Here is a 17,547-nt window from a genome sequence, read left to right as displayed (position 1 = left end):
AACACCGATGGCAACCTTACTTGATGGAAAACGGATTTGGGTGGAAAAGAATTTAAGCTCAAATTAATCTGACAGACACGGTAATTTTAAACGGGGGACTGTCAGATTAGGTTTGATCTTCTACACATAAAGTCGGGCAATATGCCCGATTTTTTTATACCTTTCCAATACGTTGTAACGATTATTCTGTTTGATGGGTATTAATTGCACATAAATTGAACCCTAATGTTTCTGCAACTACACAAATTGTCTGAAACTTCACTTGGCTTGGGTCTTTAAATAAACGTTTAAGCGTAGAGCTAGAAACCCCTGTTTGCATTTCAAGCGTAGTGAGTTCAACCCCTAATAGTTTCCTTTGAGCATTTAATTGCTTTCCAAAATGCTCCAAATCATTAATTTTATTCTTCTCAAATAATTTCCGCTCTTCTTGTTCTTGCTTCAATGCCTGTTTTCGCAATTGGTTTAACTGGTTAATCTGATTTTGTAATTCTGCTGATAGTTTCATAATTACCTCTGTTTACAATTGGTCTTTTTTGATAGGAATTCTATTTTTATGGATCAAATATAACCTTTTTATTATCTCAAGGTTTATATTTAATCTTAAATTATTTTTAGACGGTGTTCAATATATCAAATATAAACCGTAATGAAATTAAGCCTGATTAAAAATATGGAATTATTTATGTTAGAATAGCCACACTAAAATGATATAAAGAGAGGAAGTTATGGATCTCGCTTATTTGGCAAAAATGCCGCAAGAGGAATTTACCGCACGCCGTGAGCGTGTATTTGAGCAAATGCAAGATAATTCAGCATTATTGGTGTTTACTGAATCAGAAAAACGCCGTAACAGTGATTGCGATTATCTATTTAGATCTGATAGTTACTTCTGGTATCTCAGTGGATTTGCTGAGCCAAAATCGGCGATATTATTGGTTAAGCAAGACGATAAAGCAGAGAGTATTATTTTTGTGCGTAAAAAAGACTCGTTAATGGAAACTTGGAATGGCAGAAGATTAGGTGTTGAAAATGCACTAAAAACGTTACACTTTAACGAAGCTTTTGATATCGATGAAATTCAAGTGATACTTGCAAAAAAATTAGTAAATTTAACCGCTTGTTACTATGTATTTGGTATGCAAAAGTGGGGGGATGATATTCTTTTCTCTACATTTAATGAGATGAAAGCCAATCGTCAGAAAACCCCTACTATATTAATCGATTGGCAGCCTATGCTCTCTGAAATGCGTTTAATTAAATCGGATTTAGAGGTTGCTCTCATTCAACAGGCTTGCCATATTTCTGCAATGGCACATATTCGAGCAATGAAACAAACACGTCCGAATCGTTATGAATTAGAAATTGAAGGGGAGTTGCAATATGAATTTACTCGCTTTGGGGCACGATTTCCTGCTTATAATTTTATTGTGGCGGGAGGGGAAAATGCTTGCATTTTGCACTACAATCAAAATGACCAAGTGCTAAACGATGGAGATTTATTACTCATTGATGCAGGGGCAGAATTTGCTCATTATGCAGGGGATATTACTCGCACTTTCCCAATAAACGGCAAGTTTTCTGAGCCACAAAAAGAGCTATATGAATTAACATTAACAATGTTGAAAGAGGCAACTAAGCTACTTGTGCCGAACAGTTCTATCAAGGCAGCTAATGACAAAGCGGTTCAAATTCTCACAGAAGGCTTAGTACGTTTAGGTATTTTAACGGGGAAGGTCGATGAATTGATTGAGCAGAAGGCGTATCGTCAATTCTATATGCACGGCTTAGGGCATTGGTTAGGGTTAGATGTACACGATGTGGGCGATTATGGCACAGAGCGAGATCGCCCATTACAGATTGGTATGGTGCTAACGGTTGAGCCGGGTATCTATATTCCGAAAGAAGCAAACGTACCCGAGCAATATAAAGGTATTGGTATTCGCATTGAAGATAACTTGCTGATTACCGACTACGGTAATAAAAACTTAACCAGCGGCTGCCCGAAAGAAATTGCGGATATTGAGCAGTTAATGCAATCGGCTCAATAATTTGCAATGTTTTGTGAAAAATTATTCACAATCCTTGTAAGTATTGTTCACAGCCTCGCTGCCGTTGGTAAAGCTAACGTTCAAAAAGTGATACTTTTTGTGACCGCTTGCTTTGATATTTTTCTGAATTTCGCTTAAGCTAACTAAACCAAACGCAGTGTTTGGGGTATATAGTACATTAAGGAGTGTAATATATGTATTTTGAAATTTATCAAGATGCTAAAGGTGAATACCGCTGGCGTTTAAAAGCAGGTAATCACGAAGTGGTTGCAACTGGTGAAGCGTATAAAACCAAACAAGGTTGCCAAAAAGGTATTGAAGCCGTTAAAAAAGTAACCGCAGAAACAGAAGTTAAAGATTTAACAAAGACAGAAGCATAATAAATAAAGCCCTGATATTTTGAATATTAGGGTTTTTGTTATTTATGCAAAAAATATGATTAATTATTCAACTTAATAGTTGCGGATTTTTCTAAAAAAGCTAATATAGTGGCTATTATTATGAGGAAATTATGCACAACACAGAATTAGCTTTAGCCCAATGGTTTAGACAATCTACGCCTTATGTCAATATGCACAGAGGAAAAACCTTTGTCATTATGCTTGATGGCGATGTTATCGAAAGTCCAAATTTTATTAATATAATCAATGATATTAGCTTACTACACAGCTTGAATATCAAATTAGTAATTGTGTTTGGAGCAAGACCACAGATTAATCAGCTCTTAACCCAAAATAACATTGAGCCTGAATATTACAATAATATTCGAATTACAAATCCGCAATCACTAGAGTATGTTAAACAGGCGGTAGGGAAAGTCCATTACGACTTATTTGCCCGCCTTTCGTTGCGTTTACCGCATTCCGAAGTGATTAATGTAGTGAGCGGTAATATGATCTTGGCTCAGCCAATTGGCGTAGTTGATGGGGTAGATTATGCCTTAAGTGGCAAAATTCGCCACATTAATGTGGAGAGCATCAAACAGCAGCTTGCACAAAATTCAATCGTATTACTTGGACCTATAGCGCCTTCTGTAACAGGAGAGATGTTTAATTTACCGTTTGAAGATATTGCCACTCAAGTTGCAATTAAACTTCGTGCCGATAAATTAATCGGTTTTTGTGAAGAGCAGGGTATTTTAGATGAAGCAGGCAATGTCATTTCGGATATCTTGCCACAAGATGCACAAAAGGTGCTGAACAATTTAATCGAGCAAGGGCAGTATCATACAGCAAAAGCCCGTTTTTTACAGGCAGCGATCAGTGTTTGTCGAGAGGGGGTAAAACGTTCCCATTTACTGAGCTATAAAGAAGATGGCTCACTACTGCAAGAGTTATTCTCTCGTGATGGTATCGGTACACAGTTCTCAATGGAAAACTCGGAAAATATTCGTATTGCTACTGCAAGATATATTCCGGGATTACTGGATTTAATTCGTCCTCTTGAACAACAGGACATTCTGGTTAAACGCTCTCGTGAACAGCTAGAAATGGAAATTGCTAACTATACCATTATTGAGCGTGATGGCGTAGTTATTGCGTGTGCGGCATTGAATGTCTATCCGGAAGAAAAAATGGCAGAAATGGCTTGCGTGGCAGTTCACCCGGATTATCGAGATTCCTCAAGAGGCGATATTTTATTGGAGAATATCCGCAAACGGGCAGAGCAGTTAGGAATGGAAAAGCTCTTTGTGCTAACCACCCGAACTACTCAATGGTTTCAAGAACGTGGTTTTAGATTAGCAGATGCTCAAGATTTACCTCGTTATAAGCGAGAAAATTATAACTATCAACGCAGATCAAAAGTATTGATATTGCCACTCTAAGATAAGAAAATCCCTTTATCTTTGATCTGACCCAAAAAGTTAGACTGCTCTAATTCAAGGACTGAGTTCTGTACTCCACAGGGCTCAGTCCTTTTAGCTTCACTTGAATACGCTCATTATTGTAGTAATAAATGTACTCTTGAATAGTTTGTTTAAGCTCAGCAAGCGTGTTAAACCGCTTACCAAAATAACACTCCGTTTTGAGTCGCCCGAAAAAGCTTTCCATTGCACTGTTATCCAAGCAATTTCCCTTTCTTGACATACTTTGTCTAATGCCATTTTGTTAGCAAATTGTCTGAAAACCTAACATTTGATATTGCCAACCTTGGTCGGAATGTAATATCGGTGTTGAACCGTCAAGCCTTGCCACCGCTTGATTCATCATTCGAGTTATCTGCCCAAAATTCGGGGATTCTGCCAAGTCATAGGCGATAATTTCGCCATTAAATAAGTCCTTAATCAGTGATAAATAAAGTTTACCTTCCGCACATTTGAACTCGGTTATGTCTGTGCCCCATTTCTCATTGGGTTTTGTCGCATTAAAATCTTGCTGTAAGCGATTTTCTGTAATCCGACCCACTTCTCCTTGATACGAGCGATATTTTCGGTACTTGCATTTCCCTTTCAACCCCAATTTTTGCATTATCGCTTGGACTTTTTTATGGTTAATTGTCCATATTTTTCTCAATATTTTAGGTAATAAGCCGTTTATACCCTGTTTCTCAAAGGCTTGCAACCATTGGCTGATAAGAGCAGGGGAAGGAATACCAAAATGCAAAGCGGCTTTTTTTGTAGAAAATTGCCCGTTTTTAACCGCTTGTATCACAGATAATTTGAATTCGGAGGAGTAAGTTTGCTTTTTACCTAAAACAGCTAACCCATTGAAACCATAATGATGATATTGGTTAACCCAAAGTCTTAATGTGCTTTTCTCCAGCTGAAAATGCTGACGAGTAAGCGAGTGATTTTTCCCGGCTTGAAGGTAAAATTCGATCACTTGTTGTTTGAAAGATTGGTTGTATTTAGTCATAAAAAATCTGCACCTTAATCAGTTGGTTATTTAGTCCAACTTTTGGGGTGCAGTTCACAATAAAGGGATTTACTTTTGCAAATTTTAACGAAAATCTAACCGCTTACAGAGCGTTTTTATCGCCACGAGAGAGGCTAATAACACCAGAGCGTACGATTTCAACAATTGAGGTTTCTTCCTTCACAGCGTCAATAAAGGCATTGAGTTTCTCGCTTGATCCAGCTAATTGAATGGTGTAAAGCTTTGGTGTTAAATCCACGATTTGCCCACGATAAATATCCACCATACGTTTTAATTCATCACGAGATGAGCCTGTGGCACGCACTTTTACTAATAACACTTCACGCTCAACGTGCTCGTAAGCACTTAAATTACTTACTTTAAATACATCAACTAATTTGTGTAATTGTTTTTCAATTTGCTCTAATACCTTTTCTTCGCCTTGTGCGACAATTGTCATTCGTGAAAGGCTTGGATCGTCGGTTGGAGCAACGGTTAAACTTTCAATGTTAAAGCCACGTTGTGAGAACAAGGCAACCACACGAGATAACGCCCCTGATTCGTTCTCTAATAATACTGCTAATGTTCTACGCATTTGTTCTCTCCGTTTTACTTAACATCATTTCATTCATTGCACCGCCACGAATTTGCATTGGGTAAACGTGCTCTGTTTCATCAATCAGAATATCCACAAACACCAATTTATCTTTAATACTAAAGGCTTGTGTTAATTTTTCTTCCAATTCAGATGGGTGATCAATTTGAATTCCAACGTGTCCATAGGCTTCGGCTAATTTAGCGAAGTTTGGCAGAGAATTCATATACACCTGTGAATGACGACCTGAATAGATAATATCCTGCCACTGTTTTACCATACCTAAGAAGCGATTATTTAAGCTGATAATCACAACCGGCGTATCGTATTGTTTAGCCGTTGAAAGCTCTTGAATATTCATCTGAATGCTGCCATCGCCCGTTACACAAATAACCGTTGCCTCTGGGTGAGCAAATTTAACGCCCATTGCAGCAGGTAAGCCAAAGCCCATTGTGCCTGCACCGCCTGAGTTAATCCAACGGCGTGGTTTATCAAAACCATAATGAAGGGCTGCAAACATTTGGTGTTGTCCTACATCTGATGCCACATAAGCCTCTCCATTTGTGAGTTTGTGGATCATTTTAATGACTTGCTGTGGTTTAATTACTTCTGAACTTTCTTCAAAAGTAAGACAGTTGCGAGCTTTCCATTCATCAATTTGCTGCCACCAAGCGGTCAAATCTGTCTGACTTTTTGCAAGATTTTCATCATCAAGCAATGATAAAAATTCGTCCATTACATTTTTCGCACTGCCTACAATCGGAATATAGGCAGGTACGGTTTTAGAAATAGAGGCTGGGTCAATATCAACGTGAATAACTTTGGCGTTAGGACAGTATTTCGCTAAATTATTTGTTGTACGATCATCAAAACGTACACCAATACCTAAAATCAAATCACTTTCGTGCATAGCATTGTTTGCTTCATAAGTGCCGTGCATACCAAGCATTCCTAAGAATTGTCTATCAGAAGCAGGGTAAGCACCTAATCCCATTAATGATGTTGTAACGGGAAGGTTTAATTTTTGAGCAAACTCCGTTACTTCCGCAGAACATTCTGCACTAATCACGCCACCGCCGATATAGAGGATGGGCTTTTTCGTTACCAATAAAGCTTTTAATGCTTTTTTGATTTGACCTTTATGCCCTTGTACCGTTGGGTTATATGAACGCATTGGCACTGATTTTGGATATTCATACGGATATTTATTTAGTGGGTTTACCATATCTTTTGGAATATCAATCACTACAGGGCCGGGACGACCAGTTGAAGCTATATAGAATGCTTTTTTAATTATGTGGGGAATATCTTCCGTTCTTTTTACTAGGAAACTGTGCTTTACCACTGGACGAGAAATACCTATCATATCGCATTCTTGGAATGCATCGCTTCCAATAAAGCTAGATGGCACTTGCCCTGATAAGATTACCATTGGGATAGAATCGGTATAAGCAGTTAAAATACCTGTAATGGTATTAGTTGCTCCCGGTCCTGAAGTGACCAATACACAACCTACTTTACCTGTAGAGCGAGCATAGCCATCAGCCATATGCACTGCTGCTTGCTCGTGGCGAACGAGAACGTGGTTTAAACCGAGTGTGTGAATTGCATCATAAATATCAAGTACAGAACCACCTGGATAACCAAAAACATATTCAACGCCTTCGTCTTTAAGGGACTGTACAACCATTTCTGCACCAGAAAGTTTTTTCATCAAATCCTCCAACCAAAAATACATTTTATAAAGTCAGGAGGATTTTGCAGTAAATTTTTATGACTGTCTAGTGATGTTTTTTAACTCAATTGCAAATTTTTATAGTTTTATATTTCAAATAATCTAATTAATTTGGATTTTTATAAAAATAAATTCAACCTGAAATTGATTTATGATTTTATATTCTATATTTTATGCTTTTAGCAAAATTTAAAACTTTATTGTCTTTAGTGCTTATTTGAGCAAAAAAACATCCGCTAAAAAACATAAAAATGTACAAAAGAGTCAAAAAATCTGACCGCTTGTAGAAACTAGGCTTCTTCAAGTAATGCTAATTTTTCATTAGCATCGGTAGTAATTTTAGCGATAGCATTACGATAGGTAATTTCTAAAGTTTCTCTGCTAGTGGCAATTACTCCTTGATCGAGCAAGAAGCCATCTTTGACATCATAAACCCAACCGTGCAATGAGAGTGATTTTCCTCGTTCCCACGCGGATTTAATAATAGAAGATTGTCCTAAATTATACACTTGCTCTGCTACATTCAAACGAGTTAGCACATTTGAGCGCTCTTCATAAGGTAGCTTTCCTAGTAGGTAACTATGCTTAAGCCAAATATCCCGTATGTGGAGCAGCCAGTTGTTAATTAAACCAAGATCGTTTTGTGCCATTGCAGCATTAATGCCACCACAATTGGTATGGCCGCAGATGATAATATGCTCAATCTCGAGTACATCAACGGCATATTGTACGACGGATAAACAGTTTAAATCAGTATGAATAACCATATTAGCTACATTTCTATGTACAAATAATTCACCCGGTTCTAGACCCGTTAATTTTTCAGCAGGCACACGGCTATCCGAGCAGCCAATCCACAAATAGGTCGGCTTTTGATGTTCGGCTAATTTTTTAAAATAATCGGATTGTTCATCCTTCATCTGAGTTGCCCAAGCGTGATTATTCGCAAATAGGCGTTCAATTTTCTCCATAAATTCTCCTTTTTATGCTCTATTTTTATCCGACTAAGATTATATGATTAAATTGGAAAGTCGGGTAGGCAAAAATAAAAATGCCCTTTGCGTGAAAGGGCATTTATTAGTCAATAATAAGTCAATTATTGTGTTGCTTGAATAGCAGTTAATGCGATTGTATAAATAATGTCATCAACTAAAGCCCCACGAGATAAGTCATTTACAGGTTTACGCATACCTTGCAACATCGGACCAATAGAGACTAAATCGGCAGAACGTTGTACTGCTTTATAGGTGGTATTACCAGTGTTTAAATCTGGGAATACAAACACCGTTGCTTTACCTGCTACTGGCGAGTTTGGTGCTTTTGAGCGGGCAACGTCTTCCATAATCGCCGCATCATATTGTAACGGACCATCAATCACTAAGTCCGGACGTTTTTCTTGTGCAATACGAGTTGCTTCTTTTACTTTCTCTACATCTGCGCCAGAGCCAGAAGTACCGGTAGAATAGGAGATCATTGCAACACGAGGCTCAATACCAAATGCTTTCGCTGATTCAGCGGATTGAATTGCAATTTCAGCTAATTGTTCTGCGGTTGGATCTGGGTTTACTGCACAGTCACCATATACCAATACTTGATCAGGTAGTAGCATAAAGAAGATTGAAGAAACAATTGAGCTGCCCGGTGCAGTTTTAATGATCTGCATTGGCGGACGGATTGTATTTGCTGTTGTATGTACAGCACCTGAGACTAAACCATCAACTTCATTAGCTTCAAGCATCATTGTACCTAATACTACATTGTCTAATAGCTGTTCACGGGCAACAACTTCAGTCATACCTTTTGCTTTACGCAATTCAACTAAACGATCAACATAGTTATCACGAATACTTGCAGGGTCAATAACCACAACACCTTTACCTAATACAACCCCTTGTGCTTCTGCAACACGTTGTACATCGGTTGGATTAGCCAATAAGATACATTCTGCAATACCACGTTCAGCACATAATGCTGCCGCTTTAACAGTACGGGGTTCATCACCTTCGGGTAATACAATGCGTTTTTTCGCTTGGCGAGCATATTCAGTTAATTGATAACGGAATGCTGCAGGAGAGAGGCGACGAGTACGAGTGCCAGCCTTAGACATTTCATCAATGAAGTTCACATTAAATTGACTTGCCATATACTCTTTGATCGCGGCGATACGCTCTTTATCATCTACAGGCACTTCTAAGCTAAAACTTTGCAAGCTCAATGCCGTTTGCCAAGTGTTTCCTTCAATACGGAATACAGGAACACCTGTTTCAAAGGCTTGTTGGCAAAGTTTGCCAATGATGTTATCAATTTTGTAACCGCCTGTTAATAAAATAGCACCAATTTTCACGCCATTCATCACAGCAAGTGAAGCAGCAACTAATACTTCTGGACGATCTGCTGAAGTCACCAATAAGCTCCCTGCTTTAAAGTGATCCACCATATGTGGTAAGCTGCGGGCACAGAAAGTAACACCTCGAATACGGCGAGTTTTAAGTTCGCCCTCATTGATAATAGAAGCACCTAAATGTTTAGCAACATCAATAGCACGAGTAGCAATCAGCTCTGCTTTCCAACCGATACAACCTAAGAGTTCAATTGGGCTTTTCGCAAAGAGATTTTCTACTTCAGCTACATTGTTGTTAGAGTGTTGGAATGAATCGAAAATTTCAGTTAAATCTGGGCGAGTTCTACCAGAATCATCAACAGGTGCATTGAATTTATTGATAATAACACCTAATAAATTCGGATTGTGGCGACCACCAAACTGTGAAGCCGCGGCTTCAATACGCTCTTTTAATTGAGCAGGCGTATCTGAAGCTGGAGCTGCGACTAACACGATCTCAGCATCAAGCGATTGTGCAATCTCATAGTTAATGCTGTTAGCATAAGAATTTTTACGGGTTGGAATTAAACCTTCAATAATGATAATTTCATTATTTTTAGATAGTTTTTGGTGGCGTTCTACCACTTTTTCCAATAACACATCAGTTTGGTTTTGACCGATTAACGCTTCCGCTTCGCTAAGCATAAATGGCTCGCCAACTTCTGTGGTTTGGTCTGCACGAATAATAGTGGTTGAGCGGTCTAAGATATCTTCGCCACTAATAGGCTGGGCAATTGGTTTTAAGAAGCCAACTTTAGAACCTTTTTGCTCTAGTGCGTGAACTAAGCCTAAACTTACGCTTGTTAAGCCAACACCCGTTGAAACAGGGATAAGAATAATTGTTCTAGACATAATTATTTCCAATTAGAAAGTGAAAGGGCAGAATATCTGCCCCTGTATCATTATAGTGCTAATTTAGCGGTATCTTGTGCAATTACTAACTCTTCGTTAGTTGGGATTACAACTGCTTTGAATGCTGAGTCATCAGTTGTAATTACCCCATCTTTACCAAAACGAGCAGCTAGGTTACGCTCTTTATCTAGCTTAATACCAAATAATTTTAAGTGATTTAAGGTTAATTCACGCACTAAACCAGAGTTTTCGCCGATACCGCCTGTAAAGGCAATAGCATCTAAGTGATCAGAACCTAAAATCGCCATATATGAACCGATATATTTAGCTAAACGGTAGCTATAAACATCTAAAGCACGTTTTGCTTCTGGTTTAGATTCATCACTGTAGTTATCTTCAGAGTAACGGCAGTCGCTGGTTACACCTGTTAAGCCTAAAAGACCTGATTGTTTTACTAGAGTATCATCAATCTCTTTCATTGACATACCTAAGTTGTTGTATAAGAAAGAGATGATGGCTGGGTCTAAATCACCAGAACGAGTGCCCATTACTAAACCTTCTAATGGTGTTAAACCCATTGAAGTGTCAATACACTTACCGTTACGTACAACTGATACAGAACCACCATTACCTAAATGGCAGATAATTGCGTTTGTTTGATCTACCGGTTTATCTGCTAATTCAGCAATTTGTGAAGTGATGTAGAAATGACTGGTACCGTGGAAACCGTAACGGCGAATACCATTTTCTTTATATAATTTGTATGGGAGAGCATATAAGAATGCCTGTTCTGGCATTGTTTGGTGGAACGCAGTATCGAATACAGCCACGTTTTTATCTTTTAATTCAGGGAAGATGCGGAATGCTTCATTGATACCGATTAAATGTGCAGGGTTGTGTAGTGGTGCAAATTGGCTTGCTTCTTCAATACCTTTAATCACTTCATCTGTAATAACTACAGAAGAGGTGAATTTCTCGCCACCGTGAACAATACGATGACCAATAGCACCAATGTTTTCTTTTAATTCATTAGGTAATAATTTTTCAGCAATAAATGTAAGTGCTTCGCTATGTGCTGCACCTGCGCCTAAATCGGCATTACCTTTCTCTCCATTTAACTTCCATTTGATACGAGCATCTTCTAAATTAAATGCTTCAGCCAGACCAGATAACTTTTCATCACCAGTTTTCGGATCTAAAATGGCAAATTTAAGAGATGAACTACCACAGTTAAGAATTAAGATTAAGTTTTTAGACATGGTCAAATTACCTTATTTTTGAAATGACGTTGAATAAAATACAAATTTTTACTTGTATATTCGGGCATAAAGGATACACCTTTCAGCCATTAAAATAAATGCTTGAAATAAAAGAAAGGCAAAAATGTGCTTAAAATTTGATATAATAAGGTATAAATGTGAAAAAACATAGCAAACAAGCGGTTATTTTTTTAAAATATTTTGCAGTTTTCTGTTTTTATTTCATTTGGAGATTCATTTATGCTAAATAGAAGAAAGTTTATTCAACTTGGTGCAAGTGCGATGCTTATTTTAGGCACTCAACCCTCTGCTTTTGCCCAAAATGCTCAAAATAAAGCCTCATTACGTGTGATTGCAACAACAGATATTCACAGTTTTTTAACCGATTTTGATTATTATAAAGATGCACCAACCGAAAAATTTGGTTTTACTCGAGCTGCAACCTTAATAAAACAGGCTAGAGAGCAAGTAAGAAACAGTGTTCTAGTTGATAATGGTGATTTAATCCAAGGTAATCCTATTGCCGACTATCAATCTACTAAGGGCTCAAAAGAGGGCAGAGCAGAGCCTTCAATTATGGCATTAAATGCGATGCAATATGATGTTGGGACATTAGGTAATCACGAATTTAACTACGGGTTAGCTTATTTGGATAGTGCAATTAAGCAGGCTAAATTCCCTATCATTAATGCCAATATTGTAAAACCGGGAACTGATTCGCCATTCTTCACACCTTATATTATTCAAGAGAAAAAAATCATTGATGAAAATGGTAAAGAGCAAACCATCAAAATCGGTTATATCGGTTTTGTGCCTCCACAAGTAATGGTGTGGGATAAAGCAAATTTGGAAGGACAGGTTGAGGCAAGAGATATTGTTAAAACTGCACAAAAATATGTTCCTATGCTAAAAGAAGCTGGCGCAGACATTGTTATCGCACTTGCTCATACAGGGCCATCAGATGAGCCTTACCAAGAAGGAGCGGAAAATTCAGCATTCTATCTTGCTGATGTAAAAGGACTTGATGCGGTTGTTTTCGGACATTCGCACCGATTATTCCCAAATAAAGAATTTGCTACGTCTCCAAATGCAGATATTGCAAAAGGTACAATGAAAGGTATCCCGCAAAGTATGGCTGGCTATTGGGCAAACAATATTAGTGTAATTGATTTAAATTTGGCTCAAAATAACGGCAAATGGGTAGTTGTGGACGGTAGAGCAGAGTTACGCCCGATCTATGACAATGAAACGAAAAAAGCAACCGTTGAAAACCACCCGGAAATTGCAGCGTTATTAAAAGAAACACACGAAGAAACCCGTAAATTTGTGGCTCAACCAATCGGTAAAGCAACAGATAATATGTACAGCTATCTTGCTTTAGTTCAAGATGACCCAACCATTCAAATTGTAAACCAAGCACAAAAAGCCTATGTAAAAAACGTGGTTAAAGGCTTGCCTGAACTTGCAGAGCTTCCTATTCTAAGTGCTGGAGCCCCATTTAAAGCGGGTGGTCGTAAAAACGATCCAACAGGCTATACCGAAGTTGATAAAGGCGAATTAACCTTCCGTAATGCGGCAGATTTATACCTTTATCCAAACACCTTGGTGGTAGTTAAAGCCAGCGGTGCAGAATTAAAAGAGTGGTTAGAATGCAGTGCTGGAATGTTCAAACAAATAGATGTAACGAGCGATAAACCACAATCCCTACTGGATTGGACAGGATTCCGCACCTACAATTTTGATGTGATTGATGGGGTAAGTTATCAATTTGACTTAACGCAACCTGCTCGTTATGACGGCGATTGTAAGTTAATCAACGAAAATGCTCATCGTGTGGTTAATTTGACTTTTGAAGGAAAACCAGTCGATCCAAACCAATCGTTTTTAATTGCCACTAACAACTACCGAGCTTATGGTGCGAAATTCCCAGGAACAGGCGATAAACACATTGTTTTTGCCGCCCCTGATGAAAATCGCCAAGTATTAGCGAATTATATTACCGCAGAAAGTAAAACTCACGGACAAGTAAGCCCGAAAGCAGATAACAACTGGCGAATTGCACCAATTAATTCAACAGTAAAACTTGATGTTCGTTTTGAAACCTCACCAACGGAAAAAGCAAAAGCCTTTATTAAAGAGAATGCTCAATATCTGATGGAGTATGTTGAAAACGATGAAACAGGCTTTGCGGTGTATCGTATTGATTTAACGAAGTAATATAAAATAACAAGCGGTTGGATTTTCTAAATTTTTGGCAAAATTTTTATAAAATTCAACCGCTTATTTTAACTAGAACTGTTCAGCAATATTTTGACGAATTTCATCAAAATTAGTTTCTTTAACCAATTTACCATTTTCAAAAATCACTTCTAAAAGATCATCAGAACAATCATCTAGGGCAGTTAAACCATCGATATAGCTCTCTAAAGTCGTTACCTTTACTCGGCCTTTTTGCGATTTTTTCAAGCCATCATCGGTTTTTGGAGCTTTGAAAATAGCTTTCTCAGCGCCATTAATGGTGATGGAAGTCGCTTTAATCGCAAAACCAAGCGTATCTCTTGTATTGCGTTGATAGGTTTGAGCCCCAACACCAAATACAATATTGCTTGAAGCAAAACCTTTCGCTTCCAATCCCTCCAAAATTTTAACCATTTTTTCATAGGTTACACCATCGCCATAAATAGCCCCAATATGCGAATTAAGCACTTTATAGCCTTTGTTATTGATTGTTCCACCGAAAATATTCCATAAACACTCAATTAATCCTTTGCGTTCATGTTCGGTTCCGGCGGTAACATCGCCACAAATAATGGTAAAAAAGTCGCCACTATCAGGGCGAATAACAACTTTTGCTGATTCTGGACGAGCTAAAATTTCCTCTTTGAGTAATGGCAGATTTACCGTGATGTTATGCCAAAAATCGGTAGTATCCGCTACAATAGAGAGCATATTATTCGGATATTTATTCATTAAATAGCGGAAGGTTGGCAATTCATCAACCCCGTGCGAACTCATTACAGAATGCTCGGAAGCTGGAATTGATGTACCGATTAAATTTTTAGAGCCATAATAGGCTTCCACAAATGAAATGGCAGGAATGGTATCTGTACCTAAAAATGAGGTTAAATGCCCAGCTCCAGAGGTTTCAGCTGATTCTAATGAACTCATTCCACGCATTGAAAAATCGTGCGATTGGAAGGGTAGATGGCTATGATCATCGCAGGTTTGCTCGGAAAACTGCATTAATGTTTTACGATAAGCAAAAGCAATAGAGGCTGATGTTATCGGCTGCCATAACGAAACATTAATCAACGTTTCCAAATAATTGGTAAGCCAAAAGAAATCAGGATGCGTGTTTTCAATAGTCATCATCGGCACTTTAATTGCCACTGATTTACCTTCAGGAATAGCTTTAATTCTAATTGGCAAATAACCTAATTGATGTAATTGTGCGATATGTTCGCCAGAATCTTCAATGTGTAATGAATCTGCAATAAATTTCGTGTATTCAGTCACAACTTCAGATTCTGAACGAGAGAAAAAATTATCATTAAAATAATGAATTAAGTATTTCATAATAAAGGCTTGAAAACCAAATGAAACAATACGATGCAGAAATGGAGCCTTTGCATTACTACGAGGTGTAAAGGTGCTATATAAAAATTGTGAACCTTCTGGATATTGTATTCTGTGCGAGGTTTTGTAAAAATCACATAATAATGATGGGATTGCAGTAGATTTGATTTTTTTATCGAATATGCTATTCATTTGGCAAATTCCTTATGTCATTTTAAGTTGCTAAAGCCTAACATAACTTAGTTTAAAATGGAAAGTATTTATTACAAAATGAGAATGAACCCAAAATAATAACCCTCAATAAAAATTCGCATAATGGCCTACAGGTTATGTTACAATTCGAGTGCAGTATAATTGGGCTTGCCCCTACTGCACGAGAATTTACACATAACCTGTTGTTATGCGAAAGTCATCTAATGAGATAATTAAAATGGAAAAAGTAGAGAAGAGTTCGAATCTTGTTCTAAATCTTTCTCTTGAAGATCGAATGCGAATTCTTGAGTGTTTAGAAAATCCTAAAGAGCCTAATTCAGAAATGCTAGAGGCTTTAAAAATACATTCCTTGTATGTTGCTAAAACAAATACCAAATAATGTTTTCAAGCAAAACTATGGCAGATATAACCCTTTCCCACATCACTCCCCAACATTTTTTTGAAACTGTCCGACTACTTAAAATGCAGGAACATAGAATCTATATTGGTGTAGATTCAATAGAAGTTCGTTTTAAGCAAAAGCGTTTTGAGTCAAAAGAGGAAACAGATAAGAGGTTAGAACAGTTAGAGCATTTTATGCTCTTTCTACAAGAAATCATTAATTCAGATATTCCTATAGATTTAGATGAGTTTATATACACCTACCAAAGGTCAGTGAGGAGAGGTTTTTATCGACGTTAGTGATATTAAAGAGGAGTGGACTCCTCTTTAATAGTCCACTTTGTGTCAATAGTCCACTTTTGACTTTTGAAATAGACGGCGATCTTGATGTTCAGGAGCTATCTCACCCTTATGAATCTATTCCTAGCCATTTTTCTTCATTGGCGATGAAAATCTTTAATGGTAGTGACAGAATGAAAACACCGCCTTATGTTGAGTTGAAAGCAAGCCCTGCAAAATTATTGCAAGGACACAATGTTTTCGGCTCAACTGACCTAGAAATCTGTGCTTTTGTAATGTTGAGTTCATTCATCAAAGCAATGCCAGAGCTTTATGAAATGGTTGATATAGAACAAACGTCAGTTGATTGGATTGATGTAACTTATTCAGCTCATATTGATTCGGAATCTATCCAAAAACAACTTATCTCTTTTTTCCAAAACATCCATTTAGGACAAACACGTCGTACAAGACATAACAAAGAATATGACACAACGGCAGAATGGAATTCAGGTTCAGAACACCGTATTTTAAAAGTTTATCTAAAAGGTAATGAAGTTCAAAAAAGACTACAAGAAGCCCAGCACGACTTCAAAAAATCACCAAGTNGAATGGAATTCAGGTTCAGAACACCGTATTTTAAAAGTTTATCTAAAAGGTAATGAAGTTCAAAAAAGACTACAAGAAGCCCAGCACGACTTCAAAAAATCACCAAGTAAAAAGTATCTGCAAAACTCAATTCAAGTATTAAGTAATCCAAATCTCATTGAATTTTCAAAAAAATGTGTTCGTTTTGAAGCAAGATTAAAACAACGTTATATTAGTCGCATAGATTTTTAACCTAACCAAAAGGAAAACATTATGAGTAATCAAGACATTAAACAGTATCTTTTGAAAGTTCAAATTTTCCCTACATCTCGAATTGATGAACGTTCAGGCAAAAGTGAAAAAACGGGCAAAGATTGGTTTATTCGCACTCAAGAAGCTTATATTGACTTAGGTGGTCAATTCCCAGTGCAGTTTAAAGTGCCATTAGCTAAAGATCAAATTCCTTATGGTGCAGGTAGCTATTATGTACATCCAAAATCATTTAAAACAAGCGGATACTTTGATTTGCAAGTTGGCGATGTAATTTTAGTTCCTGCTGAAGATAAGTAATCTTAGATAAGGATATTTTCCTTTAAAATCAAATGGTTACAAACGTTAAAATGAAAATATCCTTATAAATCAATTGGTTACACCCTATTTATTCGCATAATGCTTTACAGGTTATGTTACAATTCGAGTGCAGTACAATAGGGCTTGTCCCACTGCACGAGAATTTACACATAACCTGTTGTTATGCGAAATTATGGCTAATATTACCTTATCTCA

Annotated in this window: 14 protein-coding genes and 3 pseudogenes; 9 read left to right on the top strand and 8 right to left on the bottom strand. The window is 37.4% G+C overall.

The window, feature by feature from the left end; genetic code table 11:
* Nucleotides 1–181: 181 nt before the first annotated feature.
* Nucleotides 182–505, bottom strand: coding sequence for a transcriptional regulator (locus ACERCF_RS11495; RefSeq protein ID WP_373611559.1), 324 nt, complete (start codon nt 503–505; stop codon nt 182–184).
* A 220-nt stretch (nt 506–725) separates the two neighbouring features.
* Here ACERCF_RS11495 and pepP point away from each other — a divergent pair, with 220 nt between their 5' ends.
* From pepP to argA, 3 genes are all read left to right on the top strand, one after another.
* Nucleotides 726–2,048 carry a Xaa-Pro aminopeptidase gene (gene pepP, locus ACERCF_RS11490; RefSeq protein WP_373625655.1) on the top strand — a complete coding sequence of 441 codons (1,323 nt, stop codon included), beginning with the start codon at nt 726–728 and terminating at the stop codon, nt 2,046–2,048.
* Between the two features lie 194 nt (nt 2,049–2,242).
* Nucleotides 2,243–2,428: a YegP family protein gene (locus ACERCF_RS11485; protein WP_373625654.1), complete on the top strand. Its 186-nt coding sequence runs from the start codon at nt 2,243–2,245 to the stop codon at nt 2,426–2,428.
* 131 nt (nt 2,429–2,559) lie between these two features.
* A complete protein-coding gene (gene argA, locus ACERCF_RS11480; protein WP_373625653.1) occupies nt 2,560–3,873 on the top strand; it encodes an amino-acid N-acetyltransferase in 1,314 nt (437 codons plus the stop codon).
* Between the two features lie 49 nt (nt 3,874–3,922).
* On the opposite strand, the pseudogene ACERCF_RS11475 reads toward argA, so the two are convergent.
* The 6 genes and pseudogenes from ACERCF_RS11475 to ACERCF_RS11450 form a co-directional block, all read right to left on the bottom strand.
* Nucleotides 3,923–4,903: pseudogene (locus ACERCF_RS11475) on the bottom strand (IS3 family transposase).
* A gap of 103 nt (nt 4,904–5,006) precedes the next feature.
* Nucleotides 5,007–5,498, bottom strand: a complete 492-nt coding sequence (ilvN, locus tag ACERCF_RS11470; protein WP_373611556.1) for an acetolactate synthase small subunit — start codon at nt 5,496–5,498, stop codon at nt 5,007–5,009.
* Nucleotides 5,491–7,212, bottom strand: a complete 1,722-nt coding sequence (locus ACERCF_RS11465) for an acetolactate synthase 3 large subunit (RefSeq protein WP_373611555.1) — start codon at nt 7,210–7,212, stop codon at nt 5,491–5,493. Before ACERCF_RS11465 ends, ilvN begins: the two co-directional genes overlap by 8 nt.
* A gap of 311 nt (nt 7,213–7,523) precedes the next feature.
* Nucleotides 7,524–8,204, bottom strand: a complete 681-nt coding sequence (gene can, locus ACERCF_RS11460) for a carbonate dehydratase (protein ID WP_373625652.1) — start codon at nt 8,202–8,204, stop codon at nt 7,524–7,526.
* A 125-nt stretch (nt 8,205–8,329) separates the two neighbouring features.
* Nucleotides 8,330–10,465, bottom strand: coding sequence for a phosphate acetyltransferase (gene pta, locus ACERCF_RS11455; protein WP_373625651.1), 2,136 nt, complete (start codon nt 10,463–10,465; stop codon nt 8,330–8,332).
* A 50-nt stretch (nt 10,466–10,515) separates the two neighbouring features.
* Nucleotides 10,516–11,724 carry an acetate kinase gene (locus tag ACERCF_RS11450; RefSeq protein WP_373611552.1) on the bottom strand — a complete coding sequence of 403 codons (1,209 nt, stop codon included), beginning with the start codon at nt 11,722–11,724 and terminating at the stop codon, nt 10,516–10,518.
* Between the two features lie 240 nt (nt 11,725–11,964).
* On the opposite strand from ACERCF_RS11450, the gene cpdB reads away from it, so the two are divergent.
* The gene (cpdB, locus tag ACERCF_RS11445) at nt 11,965–13,941 is read left to right on the top strand and encodes a 2',3'-cyclic-nucleotide 2'-phosphodiesterase (protein ID WP_373625650.1); all 1,977 of its coding nucleotides are present in this window, start codon (nt 11,965–11,967) and stop codon (nt 13,939–13,941) included.
* Between the two features lie 72 nt (nt 13,942–14,013).
* Here the strand turns inward: cpdB and ACERCF_RS11440 are convergent, their stop codons facing one another.
* Nucleotides 14,014–15,492 (bottom strand): nicotinate phosphoribosyltransferase, encoded by a 1,479-nt coding sequence (locus ACERCF_RS11440; RefSeq protein ID WP_373625649.1) that lies wholly within the window; start codon nt 15,490–15,492, stop codon nt 14,014–14,016.
* 238 nt (nt 15,493–15,730) lie between these two features.
* Between ACERCF_RS11440 and ACERCF_RS11435 the strand changes: the two genes are divergently transcribed.
* From ACERCF_RS11435 to ACERCF_RS11415, 5 genes and pseudogenes are all read left to right on the top strand, one after another.
* Complete coding sequence (locus tag ACERCF_RS11435; protein ID WP_159630191.1) at nt 15,731–15,892, top strand: type II toxin-antitoxin system TacA family antitoxin; 162 nt, start codon at nt 15,731–15,733, stop codon at nt 15,890–15,892.
* Nucleotides 15,893–15,909: 17 nt separating this feature from the next.
* Entirely contained in the window at nt 15,910–16,194 is a 285-nt protein-coding gene (locus ACERCF_RS11430; protein WP_170655028.1) for a hypothetical protein, read from the top strand.
* Nucleotides 16,170–16,769 (top strand): annotated as a pseudogene (locus ACERCF_RS11425) (phage/plasmid replication protein, II/X family); the annotation flags it as partial. The gene ACERCF_RS11430 and the pseudogene ACERCF_RS11425, both read left to right, overlap by 25 nt.
* A 106-nt stretch (nt 16,770–16,875) precedes the next feature.
* Nucleotides 16,876–17,001, top strand: a pseudogene (locus ACERCF_RS11420) (phage/plasmid replication domain-containing protein); the annotation flags it as partial.
* 33 nt (nt 17,002–17,034) lie between these two features.
* Nucleotides 17,035–17,331: a single-stranded DNA-binding protein gene (locus ACERCF_RS11415; RefSeq protein WP_005821707.1), complete on the top strand. Its 297-nt coding sequence runs from the start codon at nt 17,035–17,037 to the stop codon at nt 17,329–17,331.
* The last annotated feature ends 216 nt before the right edge of the window (nt 17,332–17,547 follow it).

Origin of the sequence: Mannheimia kashgarensis, from assembly GCF_041807705.1 — a bacterium.
Taxonomy (GTDB): Bacteria; Pseudomonadota; Gammaproteobacteria; order Enterobacterales; family Pasteurellaceae; genus Mannheimia.
Note: the sequence above shows the minus strand (reverse complement) of the source record. Positions and strands in the feature narration are given on the sequence as shown.